General features: G+C 64.1%; 20 protein-coding genes. 11 read left to right on the top strand and 9 right to left on the bottom strand.

Annotated features, from left to right (window positions below; all coding sequences use genetic code 11):
* Positions 1 to 306: 306 nt before the first annotated feature.
* The 3 genes from BJD12_RS03255 to BJD12_RS03245 all read right to left on the bottom strand — a co-directional run bounded on the left by BJD12_RS03255 (position 307) and on the right by BJD12_RS03245 (position 4,275).
* On the bottom strand, positions 307 to 1,296 hold the full coding sequence (locus BJD12_RS03255) for a PhoH family protein (protein ID WP_005989769.1): 990 nt from the start codon (positions 1,294 to 1,296) through the stop codon (positions 307 to 309).
* 824 nt (positions 1,297 to 2,120) lie between these two features.
* Positions 2,121 to 3,590, bottom strand: a complete 1,470-nt coding sequence (gene miaB / locus BJD12_RS03250) for a tRNA (N6-isopentenyl adenosine(37)-C2)-methylthiotransferase MiaB (RefSeq protein ID WP_005989768.1) — start codon at positions 3,588 to 3,590, stop codon at positions 2,121 to 2,123.
* A 64-nt stretch (positions 3,591 to 3,654) separates the two neighbouring features.
* Positions 3,655 to 4,275, bottom strand: coding sequence for a glutathione S-transferase family protein (locus BJD12_RS03245; RefSeq protein WP_005989767.1), 621 nt, complete (start codon positions 4,273 to 4,275; stop codon positions 3,655 to 3,657).
* Positions 4,276 to 4,383: 108 nt separating this feature from the next.
* On the opposite strand from BJD12_RS03245, the gene BJD12_RS03240 reads away from it, so the two are divergent.
* From BJD12_RS03240 to BJD12_RS03205, 8 genes are all read left to right on the top strand, one after another.
* On the top strand, positions 4,384 to 5,349 hold the full coding sequence (locus BJD12_RS03240; protein WP_005989766.1) for a helix-turn-helix transcriptional regulator: 966 nt from the start codon (positions 4,384 to 4,386) through the stop codon (positions 5,347 to 5,349).
* A 49-nt stretch (positions 5,350 to 5,398) separates the two neighbouring features.
* A complete protein-coding gene (locus tag BJD12_RS03235) occupies positions 5,399 to 6,379 on the top strand; it encodes a lytic transglycosylase domain-containing protein (RefSeq protein ID WP_039423527.1) in 981 nt (326 codons plus the stop codon).
* Positions 6,380 to 6,743: 364 nt separating this feature from the next.
* Positions 6,744 to 7,388 (top strand): ubiquinol-cytochrome c reductase iron-sulfur subunit, encoded by a 645-nt coding sequence (gene petA, locus BJD12_RS03230; protein WP_042827720.1) that lies wholly within the window; start codon positions 6,744 to 6,746, stop codon positions 7,386 to 7,388.
* Positions 7,388 to 8,647 (top strand): cytochrome b, encoded by a 1,260-nt coding sequence (locus BJD12_RS03225; RefSeq protein ID WP_005989763.1) that lies wholly within the window; start codon positions 7,388 to 7,390, stop codon positions 8,645 to 8,647. The genes petA and BJD12_RS03225 overlap by 1 nt, the downstream gene beginning before the upstream one ends.
* A complete protein-coding gene (locus BJD12_RS03220; protein WP_039423521.1) occupies positions 8,640 to 9,398 on the top strand; it encodes a cytochrome c1 in 759 nt (252 codons plus the stop codon). The genes BJD12_RS03225 and BJD12_RS03220 overlap by 8 nt, the downstream gene beginning before the upstream one ends.
* 776 nt (positions 9,399 to 10,174) lie before the next feature.
* Positions 10,175 to 10,810 carry a glutathione S-transferase N-terminal domain-containing protein gene (locus BJD12_RS03215; RefSeq protein ID WP_024939278.1) on the top strand — a complete coding sequence of 212 codons (636 nt, stop codon included), beginning with the start codon at positions 10,175 to 10,177 and terminating at the stop codon, positions 10,808 to 10,810.
* Positions 10,811 to 10,888: 78 nt separating this feature from the next.
* Entirely contained in the window at positions 10,889 to 11,329 is a 441-nt protein-coding gene (locus BJD12_RS03210; RefSeq protein ID WP_005989759.1) for a ClpXP protease specificity-enhancing factor, read from the top strand.
* Between the two features lie 30 nt (positions 11,330 to 11,359).
* A complete protein-coding gene (locus tag BJD12_RS03205; protein WP_050812849.1) occupies positions 11,360 to 11,728 on the top strand; it encodes a hypothetical protein in 369 nt (122 codons plus the stop codon).
* A 443-nt stretch (positions 11,729 to 12,171) separates the two neighbouring features.
* On the opposite strand, the gene BJD12_RS03200 is transcribed toward BJD12_RS03205, so the two are convergent.
* The gene (locus BJD12_RS03200; RefSeq protein ID WP_050812848.1) at positions 12,172 to 12,516 is read right to left on the bottom strand and encodes a DUF3301 domain-containing protein; all 345 of its coding nucleotides are present in this window, start codon (positions 12,514 to 12,516) and stop codon (positions 12,172 to 12,174) included.
* Positions 12,517 to 12,937: 421 nt separating this feature from the next.
* Here BJD12_RS03200 and BJD12_RS03195 point away from each other — a divergent pair, with 421 nt between their 5' ends.
* On the top strand, positions 12,938 to 17,332 hold the full coding sequence (locus BJD12_RS03195; protein ID WP_005989753.1) for a DEAD/DEAH box helicase: 4,395 nt from the start codon (positions 12,938 to 12,940) through the stop codon (positions 17,330 to 17,332).
* Here the strand turns inward: BJD12_RS03195 and BJD12_RS03190 are convergent.
* Positions 17,272 to 17,892 (bottom strand): DNA-3-methyladenine glycosylase, encoded by a 621-nt coding sequence (locus BJD12_RS03190; protein ID WP_005989752.1) that lies wholly within the window; start codon positions 17,890 to 17,892, stop codon positions 17,272 to 17,274. The two genes, BJD12_RS03195 and BJD12_RS03190, sit on opposite strands and share 61 nt — an antisense overlap.
* A 295-nt stretch (positions 17,893 to 18,187) precedes the next feature.
* Between BJD12_RS03190 and BJD12_RS03185 the strand changes: the two genes are divergently transcribed.
* Both BJD12_RS03185 and BJD12_RS03180 read left to right on the top strand, forming a co-directional pair.
* A complete protein-coding gene (locus BJD12_RS03185) occupies positions 18,188 to 19,846 on the top strand; it encodes a methyl-accepting chemotaxis protein (RefSeq protein ID WP_005989750.1) in 1,659 nt (552 codons plus the stop codon).
* 11 nt (positions 19,847 to 19,857) lie between these two features.
* The gene (locus tag BJD12_RS03180; RefSeq protein ID WP_005989748.1) at positions 19,858 to 20,367 is read left to right on the top strand and encodes a chemotaxis protein CheW; all 510 of its coding nucleotides are present in this window, start codon (positions 19,858 to 19,860) and stop codon (positions 20,365 to 20,367) included.
* Positions 20,368 to 20,707: 340 nt separating this feature from the next.
* Here the strand turns inward: BJD12_RS03180 and BJD12_RS03175 are convergent, their stop codons facing one another.
* From BJD12_RS03175 to BJD12_RS03165, 4 genes are all read right to left on the bottom strand, one after another.
* Positions 20,708 to 21,793 (bottom strand): GGDEF domain-containing protein, encoded by a 1,086-nt coding sequence (locus BJD12_RS03175; RefSeq protein ID WP_005989746.1) that lies wholly within the window; start codon positions 21,791 to 21,793, stop codon positions 20,708 to 20,710.
* 196 nt (positions 21,794 to 21,989) lie between these two features.
* Positions 21,990 to 22,163: a hypothetical protein gene (locus tag BJD12_RS24530; protein ID WP_005989744.1), complete on the bottom strand. Its 174-nt coding sequence runs from the start codon at positions 22,161 to 22,163 to the stop codon at positions 21,990 to 21,992.
* A gap of 242 nt (positions 22,164 to 22,405) precedes the next feature.
* Complete coding sequence (locus BJD12_RS03170) at positions 22,406 to 22,639, bottom strand: helix-turn-helix transcriptional regulator (protein ID WP_228862268.1); 234 nt, start codon at positions 22,637 to 22,639, stop codon at positions 22,406 to 22,408.
* Between the two features lie 206 nt (positions 22,640 to 22,845).
* Entirely contained in the window at positions 22,846 to 23,757 is a 912-nt protein-coding gene (locus BJD12_RS03165; RefSeq protein ID WP_228862267.1) for a ParB/RepB/Spo0J family partition protein, read from the bottom strand.
* Between the last annotated feature and the right edge of the window lies 1 nt (position 23,758).

The raw sequence follows: 23,758 nt of genomic DNA, 5'->3' as shown, positions 1-23,758 counted from the left end.
GGCTGGCACGGTGCGCATGCGCCACCGGCGAACTATCGCAACCGCGTGCATCGGTGACGGTTCCCGGCAAATCGAGCAACCAACGTGCCGACGGAGACTGGGCCACTATCGCCTGCAGCGACGCAGTGGGCACACTGACGCTAGCTGCTTCGGCGGCCAATGAAATGCACGGCGGTGTAACCCGAATTGCCGGCGTGACATCGCGATCGACAATCGAAACATCTGCCGGTAGCGGCGCCGGCGTGGCGTGGAGGTGTGCCACTGCCGCCATTCCACTTGCCAACAGCAGGCTTGCAGGTCGCCATCTCACTCCGCATTGCCCTTGGTCGCGCCCTCCTGCTGATCGCGGCGGTCGTAGGCGGTGACAATGCGCTGCACCAGCGGGTGACGCACCACATCGCGCGCTTCGAAGAAGGTGAAGCTGGCGCCTTCGACGTCACGCAGCACCTCGATCGCATCGCGCAGGCCGGACTTGACGTGCTTGGGCAGGTCGATCTGGGTCAGGTCGCCGGTGACCACCGCGGTGGAGCCGAAACCCAGCCGGGTCAGGAACATCTTCATCTGTTCGATGGTGGTGTTCTGCGCCTCGTCCAGGATCACATACGCATCATTGAGCGTGCGGCCGCGCATGTAGGCCAGCGGGGCGATCTCGATGACGTTCTTCTCCAGCAGCTTGACCACCTTTTCCACGCCCAGCATTTCGTACAGCGCGTCGTAGAGCGGGCGCAGGTAGGGGTCCACCTTCTGGCTGAGGTCGCCGGGCAGGAAGCCGAGCTTCTCGCCGGCTTCCACGGCCGGGCGCACCAGGATCAGGCGCTGCACGCGCGATTCTTTCAAGGCTTCCACCGCGCTTGCCACCGCCAGGAAGGTCTTGCCGGTACCGGCCGGGCCGATGCCGAAATTAATGTCATGGGTCGCGATCGCGTGCAGGTACTTGGCCTGGTTGGCGCCGCGGCCGCGCACGGTGCCGCGCTTGACCTTGATCGCCACCTCCTGTGCTTGGTACGCGCGTTCGACCACGTGCTCGACATTGGCATCGTTCAAGCGCAGGTGGATCGCATGGTTATCGAAGAGGGTGGACGCGGCTTCTTCGTACAGCGCGGCCAACAGCGTTTGCGCCTCGGTGATCGCCGGCTCCGGGCCGGTGACGCGGAAGATGTTGCCGCGGTTGGCGATCTCCACGCCAAGCTTGAGTTCGATCTGGCGCAGGTGCGCGTCGAACGGGCCAGACAGATTGGCTAGGCGCTCGGTGTCGTCAGGCTCCAGGGTGAAATCGCGGTAAGCAGGTGTGTTCATGGTCGGGTCGGACAGCGCGCGCGGGGCGTAGGTAGGGCGGCAGATGAGGGTAGCGCGCAGGACGTGATCCCACCAACACGCCGGGCGTCGCGGCGTCGCCAATGCGAGGGAGGACAGCTTTTCCACAAGTGCTGTGGAGTCACGCATCAATAACCTGTGGATAAATTGCGTCGGCCTTACTGGCATAAGGCCTGGAAGGTGTGTGGTGAAAAAATCGCCACCGCGCGCAAGCTTGTCCACACACGGTGTGGATCGAATCCGGCAAAGCCTGTGGGTAAGTGTCACCACGCCTTGCACTGCAAGGTGTTGAACCGGTGTGGTGAATTTTTGATCACTGCCGCAGGCGCTGCACACTGCTGCTTGCCGTCATCTAGCCGCTGCGTGGCCCATCGCCGGATGTGTAGCTGCCGACAACGTCCCCTTCGGCAGCGACGCCGTGCATCGCGCGCGGGGAGCGCATGAGCCGATGAGCGGGGAGTGCGCCGCGCTGATGTGAGACAGGACTAACGCACGCCAGCATGCGCGCCTTACGGTCAAGTACACGCACTGGCATGTCCGCGGAGCGCAGCTTGCATCGAACGTTCAACCATTGATTGCCGACACGGCATCACGCGTGCAGCGCACGCGCAGCGTGCGTGCGCCGCGATCACATCCTGAGAGCTGCAAAAAGTAGCGAGCGATAGTCAGCCGGGTGCGGATGGCGGAGGAACCGTCATGTACGAGCGGTTCCTGCCACTCCGAGCGCCTGCCAGGCACGCCCGGCGGTGCGCACAGTCTTTTGTCAGCCGCTCTCAACGTAGCGCCGCACAGATGCGGCGCGTGTGTCAGCTGGTGCTGTCATCCAGATGGATGCGGCCACGCAACGAGTTGCTCATCGCCTCGGTGATCAGCACATCCACGAACTGCCCGATCAAACGCGGATTGCCGGGGAAATTCACCGGGCGCATGTTCTCGCTCTTGCCGGTCAGTTCGTTTGGATCGCGGCGCGACGGGCCTTCCACCAGCACCCGCTGCACGCTGCCGACCATGGATTGCGAAATGGTCGCCGCATGCGCACTGATGTGCGCCTGCAAGCGGGCTAGGCGCGCTTGCTTGACTGCATCGGGCGTGTCGTCTTCCAGATCCGCGGCCGGCGTGCCAGGGCGACGCGAATACACGAACGAAAAGCTCTGATCGAAACCGACGTCTTCGATCAACTTCATGGTCTTTTCGAAATCCGCTTCAGTCTCGCCGGGAAAACCGACGATGAAGTCCGAGCTGATCGAAATGTCCGGGCGCACCGCGCGCAACTTGCGGATCTTGGATTTGAATTCCAGCGCGGTGTAACCACGCTTCATCGCCGACAGGATGCGGTCGCTGCCTGCCTGCACCGGCAGATGCAGGTAGTTGGCCAGCTGCGGCACGCCGCGATACGCATCCACCAGCGAATCGGAAAATTCCAGCGGATGCGAGGTGGTGAAACGGATGCGGCCGATGCCCTCGATCTGCGCGATGGTGCGGATCAACAGACCCAGATCGGCATACTGGGCCGCCTCGTCCGCATCGGCGCCATACGCACCGCGATACGCGTTGACGTTCTGACCCAGCAGGTTGATCTCGCGCACGCCTTGCGCCGCCAGCTGCGCCACTTCCACCAGCACGTCCTCGAATGGCCGGCTGACCTCTTCGCCGCGCGTGTAGGGCACCACGCAGAACGAGCAATACTTGGAGCAGCCTTCCATGATCGACACGAACGCCGACGGACCATCGGCACGCGGTTCGGGCAGGCGATCGAACTTTTCGATTTCCGGGAAGCTGATGTCTACCTGCGACTTGCCGGACTGGCGGCGTGCACGGATCAGTTCCGGCAGGCGATGCAGGGTCTGCGGCCCGAACACCAGATCCACATACGGCGCGCGCTTGACGATGGCCTCGCCTTCCTGCGATGCCACACAACCGCCGACGCCGATGATCACCGGCGTGCCGCCGGCCTTGGCGCGGCTTTCCTTGAGCAAGCGCCAGCGGCCCAATTGGCTGAATACCTTTTCCTGCGCCTTTTCGCGAATGGAGCAGGTGTTGACCAGCACCACGTCGGCGTCTTCGGGGTTGTCGGTCAGCTCCAACCCTTCGGAGGCGGCAAGCACGTCGGCCATCTTGGCCGAGTCGTACTCGTTCATCTGGCAACCGTGGGTCTTGATGTACAGCTTGCCGCGCACCACGGCAGGTGCTTGCGGGCGGGCAACCGGCAACGGCAGCAGGGCAGGGGCGTCCACGGCGGTGGCCGTGGACAGATCGGAAACGGATGTCCCGGGCATGGCGCTTATTCCAGGCGGGTGAGATAGCCGCGCAGTTTACCCGCTCACGCCGGCGCTTGCGCTTTTAGCTTGGTGCTTGCGCGTCGACGGCGGTTGCGCGCGCGACCGCAGGGCGCTTGGCCATTCGTGCGATGTAGGCGCGAGTCGGGGCCGGCGGGTCGAGCAGTCCGAAGCCGGTCAGCCAGCCCAACGCGCTACCCCACAGGACATCAGCCGCGCTGCAGCGTGATCCCAGGAGGTAGTCTGCCTTTGCCAGTTGGGTATCTACCACCTGCAGCACGGTCTCGACGTTCCCGTAGGGCGAGAACCCGCGCGGCGGTGCATCGCGCTTCAACGCCTTGTCGAGCACCGCCGGTTCGAACGCCGACCCGTAAAACGCCAGCCAACGCAGATAGGCGCCGCGGTCGGCGTCGCCCGGGGCCGGCGACAGGCCGACTTCTGGGTACAGCTCGGCCAGGTACTGATAGATGGCACCTTGTTCGGTGACCACGCTGTCGCCGTGCACGATCGTCGGGATTTTTCCCATTGGATTGATCGCCAGGAACTGCGGCGCAAGCTGTTGCTCTTTTTCTAGATCGATGCACTGCAGGCTGTAGCTGGCACGCAGTTCCTCCAGCAGTACCAGGACGCCACGCGAGCGTGAACGGGGATTGTGAAACAGGGTGATATGGCGGTCGTCAGACATGGCAGGCTCCTTGAAGTTGGTGGTCGATGGTGTGGTTCGAGGTCATTACTGGTATGCCGATCCTAGAGCGCTATTGCGGACAGCTTCTGTCCGCAATACCGTCTCGCCATGGCCTCGACCGCTGCCCGTCTGTTGCGACTGCTTTCCTTGCTGCAAGGTGGCCGCAACTGGTCAGGCGCTGCGCTAGCCGGGCGCCTGGAGGTGCACCCGCGTAGCTTGCGGCGCGATATCGAGCGCCTGCGCGAGCTTGGCTATCAGGTGCATGCGGTGCCCGGGTCCGGCGGCGGTTACCGGCTGGGGCAGGGGGCGGCCGCCTTGCCGCTATTGTTCGAGGAGGAGGAAGCGCTGACCGTGGCAATCGCCTTGCGTGCGGCCGCCCCAGCCATTGCCGGCATGGACGCGGCTGCTGCCCGTGTGCTGGCAAAGCTGGACCCGCTGCTGCCACGGCGGAGCGGTCAACGCGCCAGCGCCGCGCATGCCGCCATGGCGAGCATGCCGATCGGCGAGCCGGGAACCCGGGTGGATGCGGCGTTGCTGGCTCAGCTTGCCGGCGCCTGCCGCGACCGCGTCACGCTGCGGCTGAACTACCGGCGTCACTCGGGCGAGGCCATTAGCCGCTGCGTCGAGCCGGCGCTGTTGGTCAACTACGGCCGGCGCTGGTATCTGCTGGCCTGGGACTGTGAACGTCAGGACTGGCGCACGCTGCGCGCAGACCGTGTCGATCTGGCAGTGCCCACCGGCGCAATGTTCGCTGCCAGGACACTGCCGGAAGAGCCGCTGCAGTTGCTGCGCAAAGCGATCGGCGAAGCGCCTTTTGCGTGTCGGGCACGGGTGCGGCTGCCTGGAACGCTGGAGGCGCTGGCGGCGCAGGTTCCACCCTGGCTGGGCGCGCTGCAGGCAGACGGGGCAGGCCATTGCTGGCTCGGGCTGGGCGCGGCGAGCATGCCGGCGCTTGCCGCCAATCTGTTGCTGCTCGATCTGCCTTTCGAGGCGATCGAGCCGGATGCCATGCGGCAACCGCTGCTAGATGCGCTCGATGCCTTGCGAACGCGACTGCACCGGCTGTCGGCCTGAGCGCTTCCGCCTCTTGGCAATCCCGAGGCAAGCTGGGACACTCCGCCGCATGAAGGGGATGTCAAGATTGCTGGGGCTGTTGCTTGTTACGTTGTCGGCTGCGCCGGCCAGCGCCGGCACGCTATACAAGTGCGTCAGCGGCGACGGCATCATCAGCTATCTGAGCAAGCGTCAGAGCGGGGCCACCTGCAGCGTCATCAGCAGCTACACTCCAGACCGCTCGGCCCGTCGTCTACCATCGCCCGTGCGTCCGGCGCAGGCAATGCCCGCGGACGCGGCCCGTTCCATTGCCACTATCGACAGTGGTGCACCCGCCACCATCATCAGCCCGCCGCTACGCCGCACTGCCGAGGCCGCTGTGGCCGCGCCGCGCGCGCTGCCGATCACGGATAACGCGACCTCGATCATGCCCGCCGCCGCGCCTGCCACTGCGGTGAACCCGCGTCGTGTGGTCAGCGGGCAGGTCTACTCTTACATGAAGGACGGCGTTCGCCATTACACCAGCGCACGTCCACGTCAGGTGGCCAGCATCGAAGGGCTACGCACCATCCACTACAGTTTTATCGAAACCTGTTATGCCTGCGGCGCCAAGCCGGGCGTCAACTTCGGTGCAATCCGGCTCAACACCGCGGCCTATCAGCAGGAGATCGCGTCGGCGGCACGCGAGTTCGGGGTCGAAGAAGCGATCGTGCGCGCCATCATCCATGCCGAATCGGCTTATAACCCGCTGGCACTGAGCCGCGCCGGTGCGCAGGGATTGATGCAGCTGATGCCGGGCACCGCGCGCCGCTTCGGCGTCAGCGATGCCTATGACGCATCGCAAAATATCCGTGGCGGCGTGCAATATCTTTCGTGGTTGCTGAAGCGCTTCAATGGCGACCTCACCCTGGCGGCTGCTGGTTACAACGCCGGCGAGGGTGCCGTGGATCGCTATGGTGGCGTGCCGCCTTACAGTGAGACCCAGCGCTATGTGCAACGCGTTGGCCTGTTGGCAGGCCGCTATCGCGGTCAGAGCGCCACCGCACACTAAGCAGCGGGTTGGCCCCCAAGGCGTGCAGACGCAGACAGCGCTGAGGTGGTCACTCCGCAGACCTTGTGTTTCGCATGGCTACCGAGGCTGCACATGCGTCGCAATACTTTCGCCGCATCAGCGCGCCCTTGCACCGACGCGCTGTCTGCGCGCATTGCGTTACAGCCGTCGCATGGGCCATCGCGCTTCGCCTGCAGCCCCGACGCGACCGCACACATCGGCCATTGCATCGCACATGCCCGACTGCGTACATTGCATTGTCTGTGCATTAAGCGTTCCGCTACACTGCGGTCGATTCATCGCGGCTGGACCCCCCGCCAGCCGTTGGCAGCCTCACGCTACCTAATCAAGATCGGAGAGCCGGATGGCCAACGATGGGGTTAACGCACCTGCTGATCTCGGGCGTCGCCGGTTTTTGACCGCGACGACGGCCGTGGTCGGTGCGGTCGGAGCAGGATTTGTTGCAGTTCCGTTCGTGAAGTCGTGGAACCCCAGTGCACGCGCCAAATTGGCCGGCGCACCGGTGACCGCCGACATCAGCGCCTTGCAGGAGGGGCAACGGCTGGTGCTGGAATGGCGCGGTCAGCCAATCTGGATCGTCAAGCGCTCCAAGGCGATGCTCGACGCACTGCCCTCGTTGGATGACCGTCTCAAGGACCCCAAGTCCGAGAACAAGGACCAACAGCCCGAGTACGTGCTGAAGAATCCCGAGTACCGCTCGATCAAGTCCGAGATCTCGGTGCTGGTGGGGCTGTGCACGCATCTGGGGTGCTCGCCGGAAATGGTGGCCGAGATCCGGCCCGAGCCCTACGACCCGCAGTGGAAGGGCGGCTACTTCTGCCCCTGCCACAAATCGCGCTTCGACATGTCCGGCCGCGTTTTCGATGGCGTGCCCGCACCGATCAACCTGCTGGTGCCCCCGCATCACTATGTGGACGACAACACCCTGGTGATCGGCGTCGATCCGGATGGTGCCGGTACGTCGGCCAAAAGCACGGGGGCTGCCTGATGAGCAATATTCTGGTTCGTACCGCCAACGGCGTGTTCGAGTGGGTCAACGAACGCGCGCCCGGGCTGATGCCCACGTATAGAAAGCACATCAGCGAGTACTACGCCCCGAAGAACTTTAACCTCTGGTACTACTTTGGCTCGCTAGCCATCGTGGTGCTGGTGAATCAGATCGTCACCGGCATCTTCCTGACGATGCACTACAAGACCAGCGCCGCCGATGCGTTTGCTTCGGTGGAATACATCATGCGCGACGTGGAGTGGGGCTGGCTGATCCGCTACATGCACAGCACCGGCGCCTCGCTGTTCTTCATCGTGGTGTATCTGCACATGTTCCGCGGGTTGATGTACGGCAGTTATCAGAAGCCGCGCGAGCTGGTGTGGATTCTGGGCATGCTGATCTACCTGGTGCTGATGGCCGAAGCCTTCATGGGCTACGTGCTGCCATGGGGCCAGATGTCGTTCTGGGGGGCGAAGGTCATCATCTCGTTGTTCGGCGCCATCCCGGTGATCGGCAACGGGCTGACGGAGTGGATCATGGGCGACTACCTGCCCGGCGATGCCACGCTCAATCGTTTCTTCGCGTTGCACGTGATTGCGTTGCCGCTGGTGCTGTTGCTGTTGATCGTGCTGCACATCGGCGCACTGCACGAAGTGGGTTCCAACAACCCCGACGGCGTGGATATCAAGAAGGGTCCCAAGGGCAACCGCTGGGATGCGCACAAGCCCACCGACGGCATTCCGTTCCATCCGTATTACACGGTCAAGGATCTGGTCGGTGTCGGGTTCCTGCTGCTGATCGCGGCGTTCATCATCTTCTTCGCGCCCGCCTTTGGCGGCCTGTTTCTGGAGCACGACAACTTCACCGAGGCCAACCGGCTGGTGACGCCCGAGCACATCAAGCCGGTCTGGTACTACACGCCGTATTACGCGATGTTGCGCGTGGTGCCGAACAAGCTGGGCGGTGTGCTGGTGATGTTCTCGGCAATCGCCATCCTGTTCCTGGTGCCGTGGCTGGATCGCGCCAAGGTGCGCTCGGTGCGTTATCGCGGCTGGATCTCGAAGGTGGCGCTAGGGGTGCTGGTGGTGTGCTTCGTGTGGCTGGGCGTGATCGGCTCCGGTCCAGGCACCGATGCGCACGAAACCTATGTGGGACGCGTGCTGACCTTCCTGTACTTCGCCTTCTTCATCACCATGCCGGTGTGGACGCGGCTGGACAAGACCAAGCCGGTTCCGGAGCGGGTGACGACCCATGACTAAGCACATCGTGATGTCATGGAAGTCGCGGGTAGCGGCAGTGCTCTGCAGCCTGACGCTGGCCGCTGGCGCAATGGCGGCCGAAGGCGGGAAGGTGCAGCAGGCCGGCAACGATCTGGGCGACCGCGCATCGCTGCAACGCGGTGCGCAGTTGTTCATGAATTACTGCTCCGGCTGCCACTCGTTGAAGTACCTCCGCTACTCGCGCATGGCCAGCGACCTGGGACTGAGCGAGGCAGAGGTCATGGCTAACCTCAACTTCACCGGGGCCAAGGTCGGCGAGCATATCGAAGGCACCATGCCGCACGATGCGGCGACAAAGTGGTTCGGCAAGGCGCCACCGGATCTCACTTTGATCGCACGCGTGCGCGGCACCGACTGGGTTTACACCTACCTCAAGTCGTTCTATCTGGATCAGACCCGTCCGTTGGGCTGGAACAACCAGTTGTTCCCGAATGCGTCCATGCCCAACCCGCTATGGGAACTGCAAGGCCTGCAACAGGCGCAATTCGGCCCGGCCGACAAGGCCACCGGCGACAAACCGGTCGAGGCGTTGAAGCTTGGTCAGCCGGGGCGTCAAACGCCGGTGGAATTCGACCAGACCGTGCGCGATATCGCCAACTTCCTCGAATACGCTGGCGAACCGGCGGCATTGAAGCGGCAGAGCATGGGCGTGTGGGTGATCCTATTCCTGGCGTTCCTTACCTTTATCGCGTACCTGCTGAAGAAGGAATACTGGAAGGATGTGCATTGAGGCTTGAAAACGTGTATTGGTCGGGGGCGTGATCTGCGATCAATGCACGCATCACGCGCGCATCAGGTAATTACCAAGCTTACGCATCAAGGCAGGCACCAAGCGCAGGCGCGAAGCAGCGGCTCACAGCGCAGGCATGGACTTGCATGCTCAAGCCCCTCTCCCCGGGAGAGGGCTTGGGGTGAGGGTCGGCCGTCACCGGTCATGCATGACCGCCCATCGTTGCTTGCTCAAGCATGCCGAGCTTGATAAGTCACACACATCTGCGCGGATGCAATACGCAGTGCAGGCAAGCCATAACGCGTCAATTTACGCGCGACAGCCAAATCTCACACCCCGGCGCTGGCAACCGCCTATACCACGCATCCTGAGCAAAGCTGGGGTGGTCTCAGGCAACGGTCACACCAGGCAGCGGTCGCCGCAAATCATCCAACTCAATCGGGGTGCCAATGCCACGTCGGCTGTTGCAGCGCGCGCTCCAACGGGGCGCAAGCGTTGCGAAGCATCCGGGCGACACATCGCCTGCACTGCCACGCATCGGCCGTTGGCCGCACGCTGACCGCATTGCCGGGAGGCGATATCCCGCCAAAACGGCGCGAATCGTTCGGCCATGCCTGACAACTCCGTAACGTCATCCGTTACCCGGGCATTAATAACGCCTATCACTCTTGGCTTTTGCGTGACGTGATTGCACACTCGAAGGACCGTGGTGACGGTCGGCGTTGGGCCGGCCGCGCCGATGCGACCGGCGGATTCCGGTCGTCGGAGAGCCTTGAATGGCGACGAGTGTGCGTATGCGGAATACCTTGACTTTGTTTTCGTCCAACGACGACGTGTTGTGCCACCGGGTCCGTCTGGTCCTGGCGGCGAAAGGGGTGACCTACGACCTGGTGCCGGTCGACCCTCAAAATCCTCCCGAAGATCTGATCGATCTCAATCCCTATCATTCGGTGCCGACGCTGGTCGAGCGCGATCTAGTGCTCTACGCTGCGTCGGTGGTCAGCGAATATCTGGACGAGCGCTATCCGCATCCGCCGTTGATGCCGGTAGATCCGCTGTCGCGCGCCCGGCTGCGCCTTGCGATGCTGCGTATTGAACACGACTGGGTGCCGCAGGTGCAGGCGATCCAGCTCGGCAACAAGACCCAGGCCGAAGCCGGGCGCAAGCGCCTGAAAGAACTGCTCACCGCCTCGGTGCCGCTGTTCAAGGCCAGCAAGTTCTTCCTCAATCCGGAAATGAGTCTGGCCGATTGCGCGATGGCGCCGATCATCTGGCGACTGGATGCATTGGAGATCGGCTTGCCCAAGGATGGCAAGGCGATCGAGGACTACGGCAACCGGATCTTCCGTAATCCCGGTTTCATTCGCAGCCTCACCGATCAGGAAAAGAAGCTGCGTGATTTGCCGGGCTGATGCGACGGCTGTATGCCAACAGACCGACTTGCGAGCGCGTCGCCGCCGTTGCGGGTCATGTCCGGGTAAAATGATGTCATGAGCGAAGATTTCCCCCGCATGACCAGCCATCGCCCGTACCTGCTGCGGGCCTTGGTCGAATGGATCAACGACAACGGCATGACGCCGCACGTTTTGGTGGATGCAGGACTGCCCGGCGTGCAAGTGCCGGCCAGTGCTGTCAAAGATGGCCGCGTTGTGTTGAACATCGCCGAGCGCGCCGTGGTTGGCTTGCAGGTCGACAATGAGAGCGTGAGTTTTACTGCGCGCTTTGGTGGCGTCAGCTATCCAGTGATGGTGCCCATGGCCGCCGTGCTGGCGGTCTATGCGCGCGAAACCGGGCAGGGCATGGCATTGCCGGACGACATTCCAGGCACCAGCAGCGAGCCACCTGATCCGGGTGCACCGCCGCCGAGTGCGCCGACGCCGGATGAGCCGCCCAGCAGTGGCAAGCGCCCGCACCTGCGCGTGGTCAAGTAAGCGCTTGAGGTGACTGACAGCTGCGTTCCCGTGCGGATGGAACGCACCCGTCATGTCGATTGCAGTGAGGCGGACGCATCCGGCGCAGTCGATTACCACTACGAGTACGACATCTATCGTTTCATGCAGGGCGCGCGCTGCCTTGTGGCGCGTAGCTATGTGGATACGCCCGATGAAGCGCACTTTCTCAGCATCGAAGTGGGTGGCATGCCGCGCCTGTTGAAGCGAGGCGACTTGCTGCAGTCGCTGTGCCTGTTTGCTCAGGCGGAGTTGCGTCGTGAAGGTAAGCAGCAACTGCATTGGTTGAGCGGTAAGGGCAACGGGTACGAGCCGGTGCCGGATGGCTCGGCAGCGGCCGGATCTGGTTGGAGAAACATCATTGGCCGCCTGATGAAGTAGGCCAGCGCAAACGGCTAACTGCCCGCACGCAGAAAAGCCTAGGAGCTGTCGCGCTCACCGTTGGATGGACGCGGTTAGTGCGCGGTGCGGTATCGAGCCCGCATACACGCCGATTTCAGCGCGCTGTTCGAATCGGTCTGATGGCCGCTCGCGACTCTCTGTCAGCCGCTCCACACTTGGCATCCGTCATGGGCACGGCCAGCGCGCTACCGCCGGCCGGCACGTGGCCCAAGGCGCGCAGATCAGCCCGCTTGGTCAGGGAATTTGTACTCGGCAGCCGCACCCAGGCGCAGATCGTAGGCTCGCACGCAGCCAGCTAGTCTCGCACGCAGTCAACGATGAAGTGCACGGCCGTGGCGGGGCGGCTGCACAACAGAGCTGTGGTGTTCGGCGTCGCGCAAATTAGCGCGTTGTTGCAAGCCGCTGGCATCAACCCAGCACGCTCATTCCAGCCGCGCGTGTTCCGGATGCAGCGCACGCACCGTCGCGACCTGCGGCCCGGTGAAGGCAATCAATTGATCCCCGCGCAGCACCAGCTTGCCGCTGTGGCGATCTGCTCCATCGTAGGAATACTCGAAGCGGAACGTGCGCTCGAAGCCGAGCCATCCATTGGGCATCCTGCAGATGCGCAGACTGGTGGAGTGCACGCTCTGGTCCAGCCACTGCACATCGGCAGCACGGCAAGCATTGCGGCCGAGGATATCGGCGCGTTCGGCGGCAGCCCGGGATGAGTTCCAGAACGCGAACAGTGCGGCACCGGCAATCATGAAGAGGATGAGGCTAGGCATGCCGCCAATGTGCCACGGCTAGCGACTGATCGACAATCGCCCGATCGGCCCGCAGCGTTGCGTCAGCGAAGCCTGCATCGCCATGGCATTCGCGGGGGGCCTCGCTTCAGCACCCCCAGCCGGTCTCCAGCCATGCCGCACCAAAAGCAGCATGCAGAACGCAACGAGCGGCTGCGAAACGGTGTGGGCGGCACCCAGGCGCGGGGTTGACCCTGGTACGCAAGATCCGGATGCCGCTAGCGCTCGCCGGGCAGCCTTGCCCGTCAGGTCGTCGCGAGTGGACGCGTCAGCCGCTCTAAATCGTTCACTGGCGTCGTCGCGACAGACTTGTGTGCGCTGTCGCGCAGCCCCATCCATTGCCTTCCTGCCCAGTTGAAACCGATTGCCGCGGCTAGTTGGCCCGCGTCCTCGGGCACCGCCCATGCATCCTGTCTTGCAACATTTTCATCCCGTGGTCGCCGCGTGGTTCGCGCAGACCTTTGCTGCGCCTACGCCGGCGCAGGTCGCCGCGTGGCCGGCGATCCAGGCGGGACGTCATACGCTGGTGGCGGCGCCCACCGGTTCGGGCAAGACGCTTACCGCGTTCTTTGCGGCGATCGATGCCCTGATCCGCGACGGGCTGGACAATGGCGGTGCGCTGCCCGACCAAACGCGGGTGGTGTATGTGTCGCCGCTGAAAGCGCTGTCCAACGACATCCATCTCAATCTGGAAGCGCCGCTGCAGGGCATCCGCGCGGCCCTGGTTGCCGACGGCCTGCCGGATGTGGCGGTGCGCACGGCAGTGCGCACCGGCGACACCCCGCAACGCGAGCGGGCACAGGCGCGGCGGGTGCCGCCGCATATCCTGGTGACCACGCCGGAGTCGTTGTACGTGCTGCTGGGCTCGGCTTCCGGGCGTAGCGCGCTGCGGCATGTGCGCACGGTCATCGTCGATGAAATCCACGCGGTGGCGGCGGACAAACGTGGCAGCCATCTGAGCCTGACCCTGGAGCGGCTGCAGCGACTGGCCGATCAGCCGATCACGCGGGTCGGCTTGTCGGCGACACAGAAACCCATCGAGACCGTTGCGCAATTCCTGGTCGGCGTTGGCGAAGACGGTGCGCCGCCACCCTGCGAGATCGTCGATATCGGCTACACGCGTGAGCGCGATCTGGCATTGGCGCTGCCGCCCACGCCGCTGAGCGTGGTGATGTCCAATGATCAATGGCTGCAGGTCTATGCCGACGTGGCCGCGCTAGCGCAGCAGCATCGCACCACGCTGGTGTTCGTCAATACGCGGCGCATGGCCGAGCGTGCGGCGCGGCATCTGGGCGATCTGTTGGGCAAGCAACGCGTTGCCGCCCATCACGGCAGTCTGTCGCGCGAGACGCGTCTGCTGGCCGAGCAACGGCTCAAGGCGGGCGAACTCACTGTGCTGGTGGCGACCGCATCGCTGGAGCTGGGCCTGGATATCGGCGATGTGGATCTGGTGTGCCAGCTCGGCTCGCCGCGCTCGATCGCCACCTTTCTGCAGCGTGCCGGCCGCTCCGGTCACAAGGTCGGCGGCACGCCGAAGGCGCGGCTGTTCCCGCAGACCCGCGACGAGCTGGTCGAATGCGCGGCGTTACTGGACGGCATCCGGCGTGGCGAACTGGATGCGCTGCGCATTCCGCTGGCGCCGGTGGATGTGCTTGCGCAGCAGATCGTGGCCGAAGCGGCATGCGAGGACTGGGACGAGGACGCGCTGTTTACGCTGATGCGGCGCGCGTGGCCGTTCGCTCAACTGAGCCGCGCCACCTTCGACAGCGTGGTGCGCATGCTGTGCGAGGGTTTCAGTACCCGGCTTGGCCCGCGTGCCGGCTATTTGCATCGCGATGCGGTGCATCGGCGGCTGCATGCACGCCGCGGTGCGCGCATGACGGCGCTGACCTCGGGCGGCACCATTCCCGAAACCGGCGACTACAGTGTGGTGCTGGAGCCGCAGGCCGAAAAAATCGGCACGGTGAACGAAGATTTTGCGGTCGAAAGTCTCACCGGCGACGTGTTCCAGCTCGGCAATGCCAGCTATCGCATCCTGCGCGTGGATGCCGGGCGCGTGCGTGTGGAAGATGCCAAAGGCGCGCCACCGAATATCCCGTTCTGGTTGGGCGAAGCACCTGGCCGCAGCGACGAGTTGTCGGCAGCGGTGTCGCGCCTGCGCAGCGAGATTGCAGCCCGACTCGACCACGCACCGCATCAGGCAGCACGCGACTGGCTCTGCAGCGCGCTGGGCTGCTGCGCAGAAGCGGCCCAGCAGCTGGTGGACTATCTGGCGCATGCCAGCACGGCGCTGGGCGCCATGCCCACGCAGCAGTGTCTGGTGATGGAACGGTTTTTCGATGCCAGCGGCGGCACGCAACTGGTGATCCACTCGCCCTACGGCAGCCGCATCAATCGTGCATGGGGGCTGGCGTTACGCAAGCGCTTCTGCCGCACCTTCAATTTCGAGTTGCAGGCGGCAGCGACCGAAGACGCGATCGTGTTGTCGCTGTCCACCAGTCATAGTTTTGCGCTGGAAGAGGTCGGCCGCTATCTGCATTCGTCATCGGCCGAGCATGTGCTGATCCAGGCGCTGCTGGATGCGCCGTTGTTCGGCGTGCGCTGGCGCTGGAACGCCACCAACGCGATGGCGCTGCCGCGTTTCACCGGTGGCAACAAGGTGGCGCCGCAGTTGCAGCGGATGAAGTCCGAAGACCTGTTGGCGACCGTGTTCCCGGATCAGGTGGCCTGTGCGGAAAACCTGGTCGGCGAGCGCGAGGTGCCGGACCATCCGCTGGTGACGCAGACGCTGGACGATTGCCTGCACCAGGCGATGGACAGCGAAGGCTGGTTAGAGGTGTTACGTGGGCTGGAATCGGGTGCCATCACCCTGGTGGCGCGCGATCTGGCGGCACCGTCGCCGCTGGCCGCCGAGGCCTTGAATGCGCGGCCGTACGCATTTTTGGACGATGCGCCGCTGGAGGAGCGCCGCACCCAGGCCGTGCAAAGCCGTCGTTACACCCCGCAGAACAGCGACGACCTCGGGCGCCTGGACCCGCAGGCCATCACATCGGTGCGCGAAGAAGCCTGGCCGCAGCCCCGCGATGCCGAAGAGATGCACGAGACCCTGGTCGGGCTGGGCGTGCTGCCGGCCGATGAGGCGACAGACCCGCAGTGGCAGGCGTGGCTGAGCGTGCTTGCCGCCGATGGTCGCGCCAGTTGCCTGCTCATGCATGGCGTGCCGGCGCTATGGATCAGCGCCGAGCGGATCGATTGGTTCATGCGGCTGTATCCGCACGCCTCGGCACAGCCTTTGTTGCATGCACCGGACGATTGCCGTGTGACCGCCTGGAAGCGCGACTCGGCGGTGCGCGAACTGTTGCGCGGTCGCTTGTCGGCGGTTGGGCCGGCGCAGGTGTCGGCATTGACCGCCGCATTGCGCTTGCCCGAGGACGAGATCGCACTGGCGTTGCTGGCATTGCAGCGCGAGGGCTATGTCATGGCCGGCCAGTTCAGTGCGCATGCGCCGTCGGAAGAGTGGTGCGAACGGCATCTGCTGGCGCGCATCCATCGCTACACGCTGGGGCGGTTGCGGCGCGAGATCGAGCCTGTTTCGCAACGCGATTACGCGCGCTTTCTGTTCGAGTGGCAGCACCTGGACAGCGCTAGCAGGGTTGCCGGACCGGACGCATTGGCCGGGGTTGTCGAGCAACTGGAAGGTTTCGAAGCGCCGGCCGTACTGTGGGAAAGCGAAGTATTGCCTGCGCGTGTGCGCGACTATCAACCCGCATGGCTGGACGAGCTGTGCACCGCAGGACGCACCACGTGGGCGCGCTTGCGGCCGGGCGGCGGGCGCAGCGGTGCTGCGCTGCGGGCCACCCCAATCGTGTTGTTGCCGCGCCGCGAAGCACAGCGTTGGAGCGGCCTGGCGCGCGCGGCCGACGACGCACCGCTGGGGTCGCGCGCCCAGCGCGTGGTGGAGGTGCTTCAGCAGCAGGGCGCGTTGTTCTTCGACGAGATCGCCGATGCAGCACGCCTGATGAGCACCGAACTGGAAGACGCCTTGAGCGAACTGGTGATGCGCGGACGTGCGCATTGCGACAGCTATGCCGGGCTGCGCGCGTTGCTGGTGCCGGCATCGAAGCGGCCGTCGGCGCTCTCGCGGCAGCGGCGCCGTGCCGGTGCGCTGGGCATTCGCGATGCCGGGCGCTGGGCGCCGGTACGTGCGCTTGCCGAGCTGCCGCTGGCAGAAGCCGGCGAGCGGCAGCAGGAGATGCTCGAACACGTCGCGCGCACGCTGCTGCGCCGCTACGGGGTGGTGTGTTGGCGCTTGCTCGAGCGCGAGGCGGCCTGGTTGCCACCCTGGCGTGAACTGCTGCGCATGTATCAACGCCTGGAAGCGCGCGGCGAAATCCGCGGCGGCCGTTTCATCGCCGGCCTGTCTGGCGAGCAGTTTGCCTTGCCCGATGCGATCGCTGCCTTGCGTCGCGTGCGCGCGCAGCCTCCGCAACAGCGCTGGGTGTGCGTAAGCGCAAGCGACCCCAGCAATCTATTGGGCAGCGTCCTGCCCGGCGAGCGCGTGGCTCGGGTACCGGGCAATCGGGTCGCATCGCTCGATGGCCTGCCGATGGCAGTGTGGTCGGCTGATCGCTTCCTGCCGTTGCAGGAGCTCACCGTCGAACAAACCGATCAGGCCTTGCGCATCCTGCAGCGCGGGCCGGGTGCGGCCGAGCCGACGCCGATGGAGCAGTGGCTGGCTCAGTCGCCCGAGAGTGCCGCACGCGCGCCGATCACGCGGGGGAGCGGACGCGACAAGTAGGCGCTGTCTGGTACGACCCAGCGCCATCGCTGGTCGACGGCCTTGCGGATGCCAATGCGCGGCGTTGCGAGCGGGACCGCCGGCGGCGGGGTGCCATCGTCCTCAATCCATAAACGTGCGTCGGCATCGGTCAGGTCCAGCCCGTTGTCGGCCGCAGTGACACCGAACGCCTGCGCCAGACGGCCGGGGCCGGTGGTCAGCGCCTTGGCCGGTGCCGTGCCGCGTGCCGCCTGCATGGCCGGCACGCCGGCGAGCGGCTGCAACGCGCGGATCAGTACGGCATGGCCAGGGGCGCCGCCGCACACCGCATTGATCGCCCAGTGCATGCCGTAGATGAAATACACATACAGATGCCCGGGCGCACCGAACATCACCTGCGTGCGCGGGGTGATCCCACGGAATGAGTGCGCAGCAGGATCTTCGCTGCCGCAATAGGCTTCCACCTCGGTGATGCGGCCGCGGCGGCCATCGGCGCTGACCAACACCTTGTTGAGCAGACGCGGCGCAACGTCGCGCGCATCGTGTGCGTAAAAGCTACGGGGCAATGGCGTCGGCGACATGGCATCAGCCTAGCTGCACGCACGTGATGTCTCTGCGGACTGTCCCGGACAGACGGGCAGCAAGGGGTAGGGCTTTTCCGAATACACCAGCTCAGGAGCGCCGGGTCTGTCACAAAAATGCATATCCGTCCGCATGAATGGGCGCTGTACCAGCGGTTACGTCTCAAGCGTATTTCGCCATCGCCGATAGCTATCAACGATTGGTTAGACGTCCGCATCATGCGATCGGCACGTGCAGCATCGTCGATCGCCCATGCACCGCAAGCAGCCCACGCATCACTCAAGAGAACTCCCAATGTTAGGCAACTTCAAAATCGGAACCCGGCTGGTCGTGGCGTTTTTGATCGTCTCGGCGATCGGCGCGTGCATCGGGTGGGTGGGCTATTCCAACTCCGGACGCATCAGCGACCTGTCGACCTCGCTGTACGAGCGCGAGTTGCTGGGCCTGTCCAACGTGAAAGAAGCCAATATCAACCTGATCTACGCCGGCCGCGCACGCGCCAACCTGATGTTGGCCAGCAACGCGGAAGAGCGTCAGTCGCACGTGCAGAACATCGACAAATACACCGCAAAGGTGGTCGATTACATGACCCGTGCACGCGGTAGCTTTCAGACCGAAGAGGGCAAGAACAAGCTCGCGCAATTCGACCGGGCCTGGCAGAAGTATCTGGACGAGCGCGGTCGCTTCATCGAAGCCGCCAATCGCGAAGCCTTCCGCGAAGCCAATCCGGAATTGGCCACGCTGTCGCGTGCAGTCCGCGCAAGTTCGGATGAGGTCGATAACCTGATGACCGACCTGAGTGGCCTGCGCGAGCGCAGCGCGGCGACGGCCAACGCCGAGACCAGCGCCATCCACGCGCGGAGTTCCAGGCTGCTGATGGCCATCATCTGTAGCGGCGTGTTGCTCGGGGGCGTGCTCGGCGTGGTGATCAGTCGCAGCGTCACCGGCCCGATCCGTCGCGCCGTCACGGTCGCCAACGGGCTGTCCGAGGGCGATCTGACCATGCGCATCGATGTGCACGGCCGCGACGAAACCGCCCAGTTGCTCGAAGCCATGCGCACCATGGTGCAGAAGTTGTCGCAGGTGGTGGGCGAAGTGAACACCAGCGCCGAGACCCTGGCCAGCGCCTCGGAAGAAGTCAGCGCCACGGCGCAATCGCTGTCGCAGGCCGCCAGCGAACAGGCGGCCGGCGTGGAAGAAACCAGCGCCTCGTTGGAGCAGATGACCGCCTCGATCAGCCAGAACACCGAGAATGCCCGCATCACCGACGGCATGGCCACCCAGGCCGCAAAGGAAACCATCGAAGGTGGCGAAGCGGTGGTGGCCACCACCCAGGCAATGAAGCAGATTGCACAGAAGATCGGCATCATCGATGACATCGCCTACCAGACCAACCTGCTGGCGCTCAATGCCGCCATCGAAGCGGCGCGCGCCGGCGAGCACGGCAAGGGCTTTGCGGTGGTTGCCGCCGAAGTACGCAAGCTGGCCGAACGCAGTCAGGTGGCAGCGCAGGAAATCGGTGAGGTGGCCAGTTCCAGCGTGGAATTGGCCGATCGCGCGGGGCGCTTGCTCGACACCATCGTGCCCAGTATCAAGCGCACCTCGGATCTGGTGCAGGAAATTTCCGCCGCGTCCGAAGAACAGTCCTCGGGTGTGAGCCAGATCAACTCGGCAGTGGTGCAGTTGAGCCAGACCACCCAGCAGAACGCCAGTGCTTCCGAAGAACTTGCGGCCACCGCCGAAGAAATGAGCGCACAGGCCGAGCAACTGCAACAGAGCATGGCGTTCTTCCGGCTGGGCGGGCAGGGAACTGCGAGCACGCCGCCCAAGCGTGGCAAGCAGGTCGCCGCACGCCCCGCGCGTGTCGCGGGTGCGCGCAGTTGGCGCAGCAGTGCAACGCCGGCATACGCGATGTCCGAGGGCCCGGACGAAGGGCAATTTGCTCGCTTCTGAGAGACCGACCGATGACCGCACAGACTTCCGATGTCATGCCGGGCGATGCCGATGCGGCCGCCCAGTACCTCACCTTTCAACTGGACGGCGAAACGTTCGCCACCAGCATTCTTGGGATCCGCGAAATCATCCAGTACCGCACTCCGACGCTGGTGCCATCGATGCCGGCATGCGTGCGCGGCGTGATCAATCTGCGCGGTGCGGTGGTGCCGGTGGTGGACCTGCAGGCCCGGCTCGGGCGTGCTGACGGTGCCATCAACAAGCGCAGTTGCATCGTGATCCTGTCCGCCGAGCAGGCGCAGGGCACGCAGGTGATCGGTGTGCTGGTCGACGCGGTCAACGCCGTCATCGAACTGGCCGATGACGATATTGAAGCGGCGCCAGCGTTTGGTACGCATATTCGCCGCGACTTGTTGCGTGGCATGGGCAAGGTGGGTGAGCGTTTCGTGGTGCTGCTGGACATGGAGCAGGTGCTGCAGGTGGACGAGATTGCCGGCAACGGCGACGCGCTGGCTGCCTGACAGCTGCGTGGAGCGCTGGCGAGCGATGCCGGTCGCGTGAGAATGCAGACGGTTGCCAGCGTGTAAAGAGACCGCGCGTCGTGGTTCGCGTCGATTCGGAACCTCGACGCGGTGGTGGGCGGCGAGCGTGTCAGTCGCTTGCTCGTCGCGGGTTGCCCAGGCAGATCGCGTCGTGCAGAGACGTGCTGCCCCAGGAATTGCCGGGTGTGCATCGACCCATGTCATCGAACGCTTCTCACGGCGCCGTACAACGGCAACGGTCCATGCACGGCGTTGCACTGGCCGACTGCGGCTCAATGCACGAAGAAAAACCGATTACGCAAATCAGTTTGCGCGAACGTCAGCCGTGCAGGTGCCAGCCGCTGAACCGTTGTGCCCGGTTGCGTCCATCGCAGATCGCGCCCTGCAGCGCATGCCGTGCGCGCGCAAGCAAGGTGTTGCTGTCGATCATCTCGCCAATAGGCCCGTCGACCAGTCCGACACTCACGGTCAAGGTGCCCGTCGGCCAGCGGGCTGCTTCGAACTTCCCACGAAGGTCTTCAGCAAGCCGCATTGCAGCAGACGCTGCTGCCACCGGCAGCGCTACACACAGCCGATCGCAGCCTAGCCGCGCCACGATGGCGGCAGGCGGCAACTGTGCCTCGAGCAGTCGTGCCGCCTGCACCAGCATGGCTTCGGCTGTTGCAACGCCCGATTGCAGCCTGTGCCGCTTGAAGCCATCCAGTTCGATCAGTAGAAAGCCGAGCGACGATTCCGTCGCTGCGGCGCTCGTGCCTTGCAGAGTTTGCAGTCCATGCTCCAGGCCGGCGCGGTTCCAGAGTCCGGTAAGCGCATCGCGTAACCCATCCAGTTCGACCAGCTCGGCCGCACGCCGTAATTCGATAGTATCCACGACCTGCCGGGCCAGCGCCCGTAACGCATCGCGCTCGGCACCGGACAGCCGCCGCGGAGTGCGATCCAGCACGCACAGGGTGCCCAGTGCGATGCCATCGGAGGTCAGCAGTGGGGCGCCGGCATAAAAGCGGATCTGCGGCTCGCCGGTGACCAGAGCGTTGTTGACGAAGCGCGCATCCAGACGGGTATCGGTCACCTCCATGAGTTGATCGGGTGCAAGGATGGCGTGCGCGCAGAACGACAGCGTGCGTGGCGTCTCGCCTGGCTGCATCCCGATCCTTGCCTTGAACCATTGCCGCTGCGTGTCGACCAGTGAAATCAACGCCATCGGCGTGCGGCATAGCGCGGCGGCATCGGAAACCAGCGCGTCGTACTGCGGTTCGGCTGCCGTATCCAGAAGCTGATGTGCGTGCAGCGCGGCCAGGCGCTCGTCTTCATTGGCCGGCGGGCGCGCACCAAGCAATGCGCCAACCTCGCTTGGCAACAATGGCGCGTGGATCAGGTGCAACGCGGGTACATCCGGAAGCTGCATGCAAGCCTTTGCGACAAGCGCCATCGAGGCGATCAGGTATATGCAGCAGCCTCAACCGCTGCGTGCGCCAAATGGCCGGACCAAGCATCGGCCGCCCCAGCGGCTGATCATTTGGATCTTGCCACATCGGCGGACGCCGCGAGGCGCTGCCGCTTCCACGCCGGCGCTGCGGAGCCGGCCCCGTAGAGCGGGGCGGTTACTCGCCCTGGCCGTCATTGCCCTTTGGGCTGCGGCTGTGCTCGTCACGCACTTTGAGATCTTCCTGGCCCGGGCGCTGCTTGGCAGTTTCGTCCTGCTTGCGCGACTCCTGGCTTTCGGAAACGCCGTTGGCGTCGGTGGCGGCAGTGTCGGGTTGACGTTGTTGGTTCATGGCCAAGGTCCGCTGTGATGGAAGGTGGACGTTAGCGCGCTCGATGTGATCCCGGCGGCATGGCCTGTTCGGCCGCCCGGTGCCTGTGGACGCTGAAAAACGAAGAGCCCCGGACGGGACGTCCGGGGCTCTTCGTTTGATGCAATGGGCGGAAGGCTCCCGAATAATACTTGCAAGTGACTGTAATGCAATAGGTATTTCCGATGCGGTGAATGTTGTTACCGCCATAGTTACCGCCAAGCTCATGCGGCTAGGCGATGCGTACCAATGCGTGCGTCTACAGCTGCACTCATCCATGCGGCCACTTCGGTGGAGACCCAAGCCGCAATATTGCCACCGGGGAATTGTACTGGCTTCGGGAACTTGCCCGCAGCGGCCCATGCATAGAGCGTGGACTTGCTGACGCCGACGGTCGCGATGACCTCTGGCAAGCGCATGAAGTGATACGGCAGTGTCGTCTGTGGTTGAGTCGTCATGGCTTCCTTGAAATGAGAAAGGCCCGCTGCACATGGTTGCAGCGAGCCTTTGGGTTGGTGGTGCCTGCCGTTGGGTAGCTCTCCCCGGAGGGGGGCGGCATGGGGGCGGCTGGGCCTTGAATGGTTGAAGTGACTGCCGCGTAATTTCGCAGCGAAAATCTTGTTTCTTCTCCCGCCGGCAGAGCGGTCAAATCAGGCTGGGGCTGTCAGTTGTCCAGATGTGCCGGTTGCGCTGGGACAGCGGGTGTCCCAATTGGGACAGGGCCGCATGGTGGTGGGCTGAAGTGAGCAAGAAGCTCCACCGATGCGAGTTGATCTGTGGCATTCACCTCGTCGTTCGCCAGCATCTCAAGCGCTCTGGCGCGCACGGCTGGGGATGAGCCATCCACGAGCTTGACTATGTGGCGCGCAACCCTTTCTGCATCCCGGTCTAGCTGCTGCTGGTCCGAGCTAGGCAGGCTTGTTTGCCAAGGGTTCTTCGCTTCGCGTACATGTCGCCACCTCGGCCAACCCGTGCCGGGGTCAATCGCCAGCGCGTGGAACTCTGCAGCGATGACGTGCGGCATACTGGTAAGCATGCTGCTTACCGTGCTCTTGCTGATGCCAAATCGAGCGGCGACAGAGCGTAATGACTCCCCACTAGGAAGCTCGATAGCTCCTCTATGTGTTAGATCTGCAAGGTACTGCCAAGCCGCGTCCCGGCGCTGCTCGTTGTGAAGGGCGAGCGATCTGCCGGTGCAGTTGACCAGTTTGGAAACAACCAGGGCAGTCCGCCAATCTAACGCCAGAACACATGCCGGAACTTGCTGTCTGCCTGCTTGTTGGTAAGACCTCAGGCGGTGGTGACCATCCACCAGATACAAGCCAGTTTCTACCGGCTCGGCGCTACCAATGTCAGCGAGCCAAACCGGATCAAGCTGCTTATCCTCCGTCGCTTCCAGTACTAAGCGAAGCGTTGCGACTTGTTGCTCGCTGCTTTCCTCGGCTCGCCCTTTGTCCTTAAACGGCACCAAGCGGGCAACACGTGGTTGCAAAGCGTCGTGGGTTCGTATATCGCCGAGTGGGATCAGGCGAGTGGAAGCATGTTTGAACTGCTCCATTACCGCGTCATATCTCATG

This window comes from Xanthomonas vesicatoria ATCC 35937 (assembly GCF_001908725.1).
GTDB classification, from domain to species: domain Bacteria; phylum Pseudomonadota; class Gammaproteobacteria; order Xanthomonadales; family Xanthomonadaceae; genus Xanthomonas; species Xanthomonas vesicatoria.
This window is presented reverse-complemented; position numbering and strand designations above follow the sequence as displayed.

What these genes read in the sequence shown, in the direction of transcription:
- BJD12_RS03255 (WP_005989769.1), bottom strand. Translation starts at nt 1,296, where the DNA reads ATGAACACACCTGCTTACCGCGATTTCACCCTGGAGCCTGACGACACC.
- miaB (WP_005989768.1), bottom strand. Translation starts at nt 3,590, where the DNA reads ATGCCCGGGACATCCGTTTCCGATCTGTCCACGGCCACCGCCGTGGAC.
- BJD12_RS03245 (WP_005989767.1), bottom strand. Translation starts at nt 4,275, where the DNA reads ATGTCTGACGACCGCCATATCACCCTGTTTCACAATCCCCGTTCACGC.
- BJD12_RS03240 (WP_005989766.1), top strand. Translation starts at nt 4,384, where the DNA reads ATGGCCTCGACCGCTGCCCGTCTGTTGCGACTGCTTTCCTTGCTGCAA.
- BJD12_RS03235 (WP_039423527.1), top strand. Translation starts at nt 5,399, where the DNA reads ATGAAGGGGATGTCAAGATTGCTGGGGCTGTTGCTTGTTACGTTGTCG.
- petA (WP_042827720.1), top strand. Translation starts at nt 6,744, where the DNA reads ATGGCCAACGATGGGGTTAACGCACCTGCTGATCTCGGGCGTCGCCGG.
- BJD12_RS03225 (WP_005989763.1), top strand. Translation starts at nt 7,388, where the DNA reads ATGAGCAATATTCTGGTTCGTACCGCCAACGGCGTGTTCGAGTGGGTC.
- BJD12_RS03220 (WP_039423521.1), top strand. Translation starts at nt 8,640, where the DNA reads ATGACTAAGCACATCGTGATGTCATGGAAGTCGCGGGTAGCGGCAGTG.
- BJD12_RS03215 (WP_024939278.1), top strand. Translation starts at nt 10,175, where the DNA reads ATGGCGACGAGTGTGCGTATGCGGAATACCTTGACTTTGTTTTCGTCC.
- BJD12_RS03210 (WP_005989759.1), top strand. Translation starts at nt 10,889, where the DNA reads ATGAGCGAAGATTTCCCCCGCATGACCAGCCATCGCCCGTACCTGCTG.
- BJD12_RS03200 (WP_050812848.1), bottom strand. Translation starts at nt 12,516, where the DNA reads ATGCCTAGCCTCATCCTCTTCATGATTGCCGGTGCCGCACTGTTCGCG.
- BJD12_RS03195 (WP_005989753.1), top strand. Translation starts at nt 12,938, where the DNA reads ATGCATCCTGTCTTGCAACATTTTCATCCCGTGGTCGCCGCGTGGTTC.
- BJD12_RS03190 (WP_005989752.1), bottom strand. Translation starts at nt 17,892, where the DNA reads ATGTCGCCGACGCCATTGCCCCGTAGCTTTTACGCACACGATGCGCGC.
- BJD12_RS03185 (WP_005989750.1), top strand. Translation starts at nt 18,188, where the DNA reads ATGTTAGGCAACTTCAAAATCGGAACCCGGCTGGTCGTGGCGTTTTTG.
- BJD12_RS03180 (WP_005989748.1), top strand. Translation starts at nt 19,858, where the DNA reads ATGACCGCACAGACTTCCGATGTCATGCCGGGCGATGCCGATGCGGCC.
- BJD12_RS03175 (WP_005989746.1), bottom strand. Translation starts at nt 21,793, where the DNA reads ATGCAGCTTCCGGATGTACCCGCGTTGCACCTGATCCACGCGCCATTG.
- BJD12_RS24530 (WP_005989744.1), bottom strand. Translation starts at nt 22,163, where the DNA reads ATGAACCAACAACGTCAACCCGACACTGCCGCCACCGACGCCAACGGC.
- BJD12_RS03170 (WP_228862268.1), bottom strand. Translation starts at nt 22,639, where the DNA reads ATGACGACTCAACCACAGACGACACTGCCGTATCACTTCATGCGCTTG.
- BJD12_RS03165 (WP_228862267.1), bottom strand. Translation starts at nt 23,757, where the DNA reads ATGAGATATGACGCGGTAATGGAGCAGTTCAAACATGCTTCCACTCGC.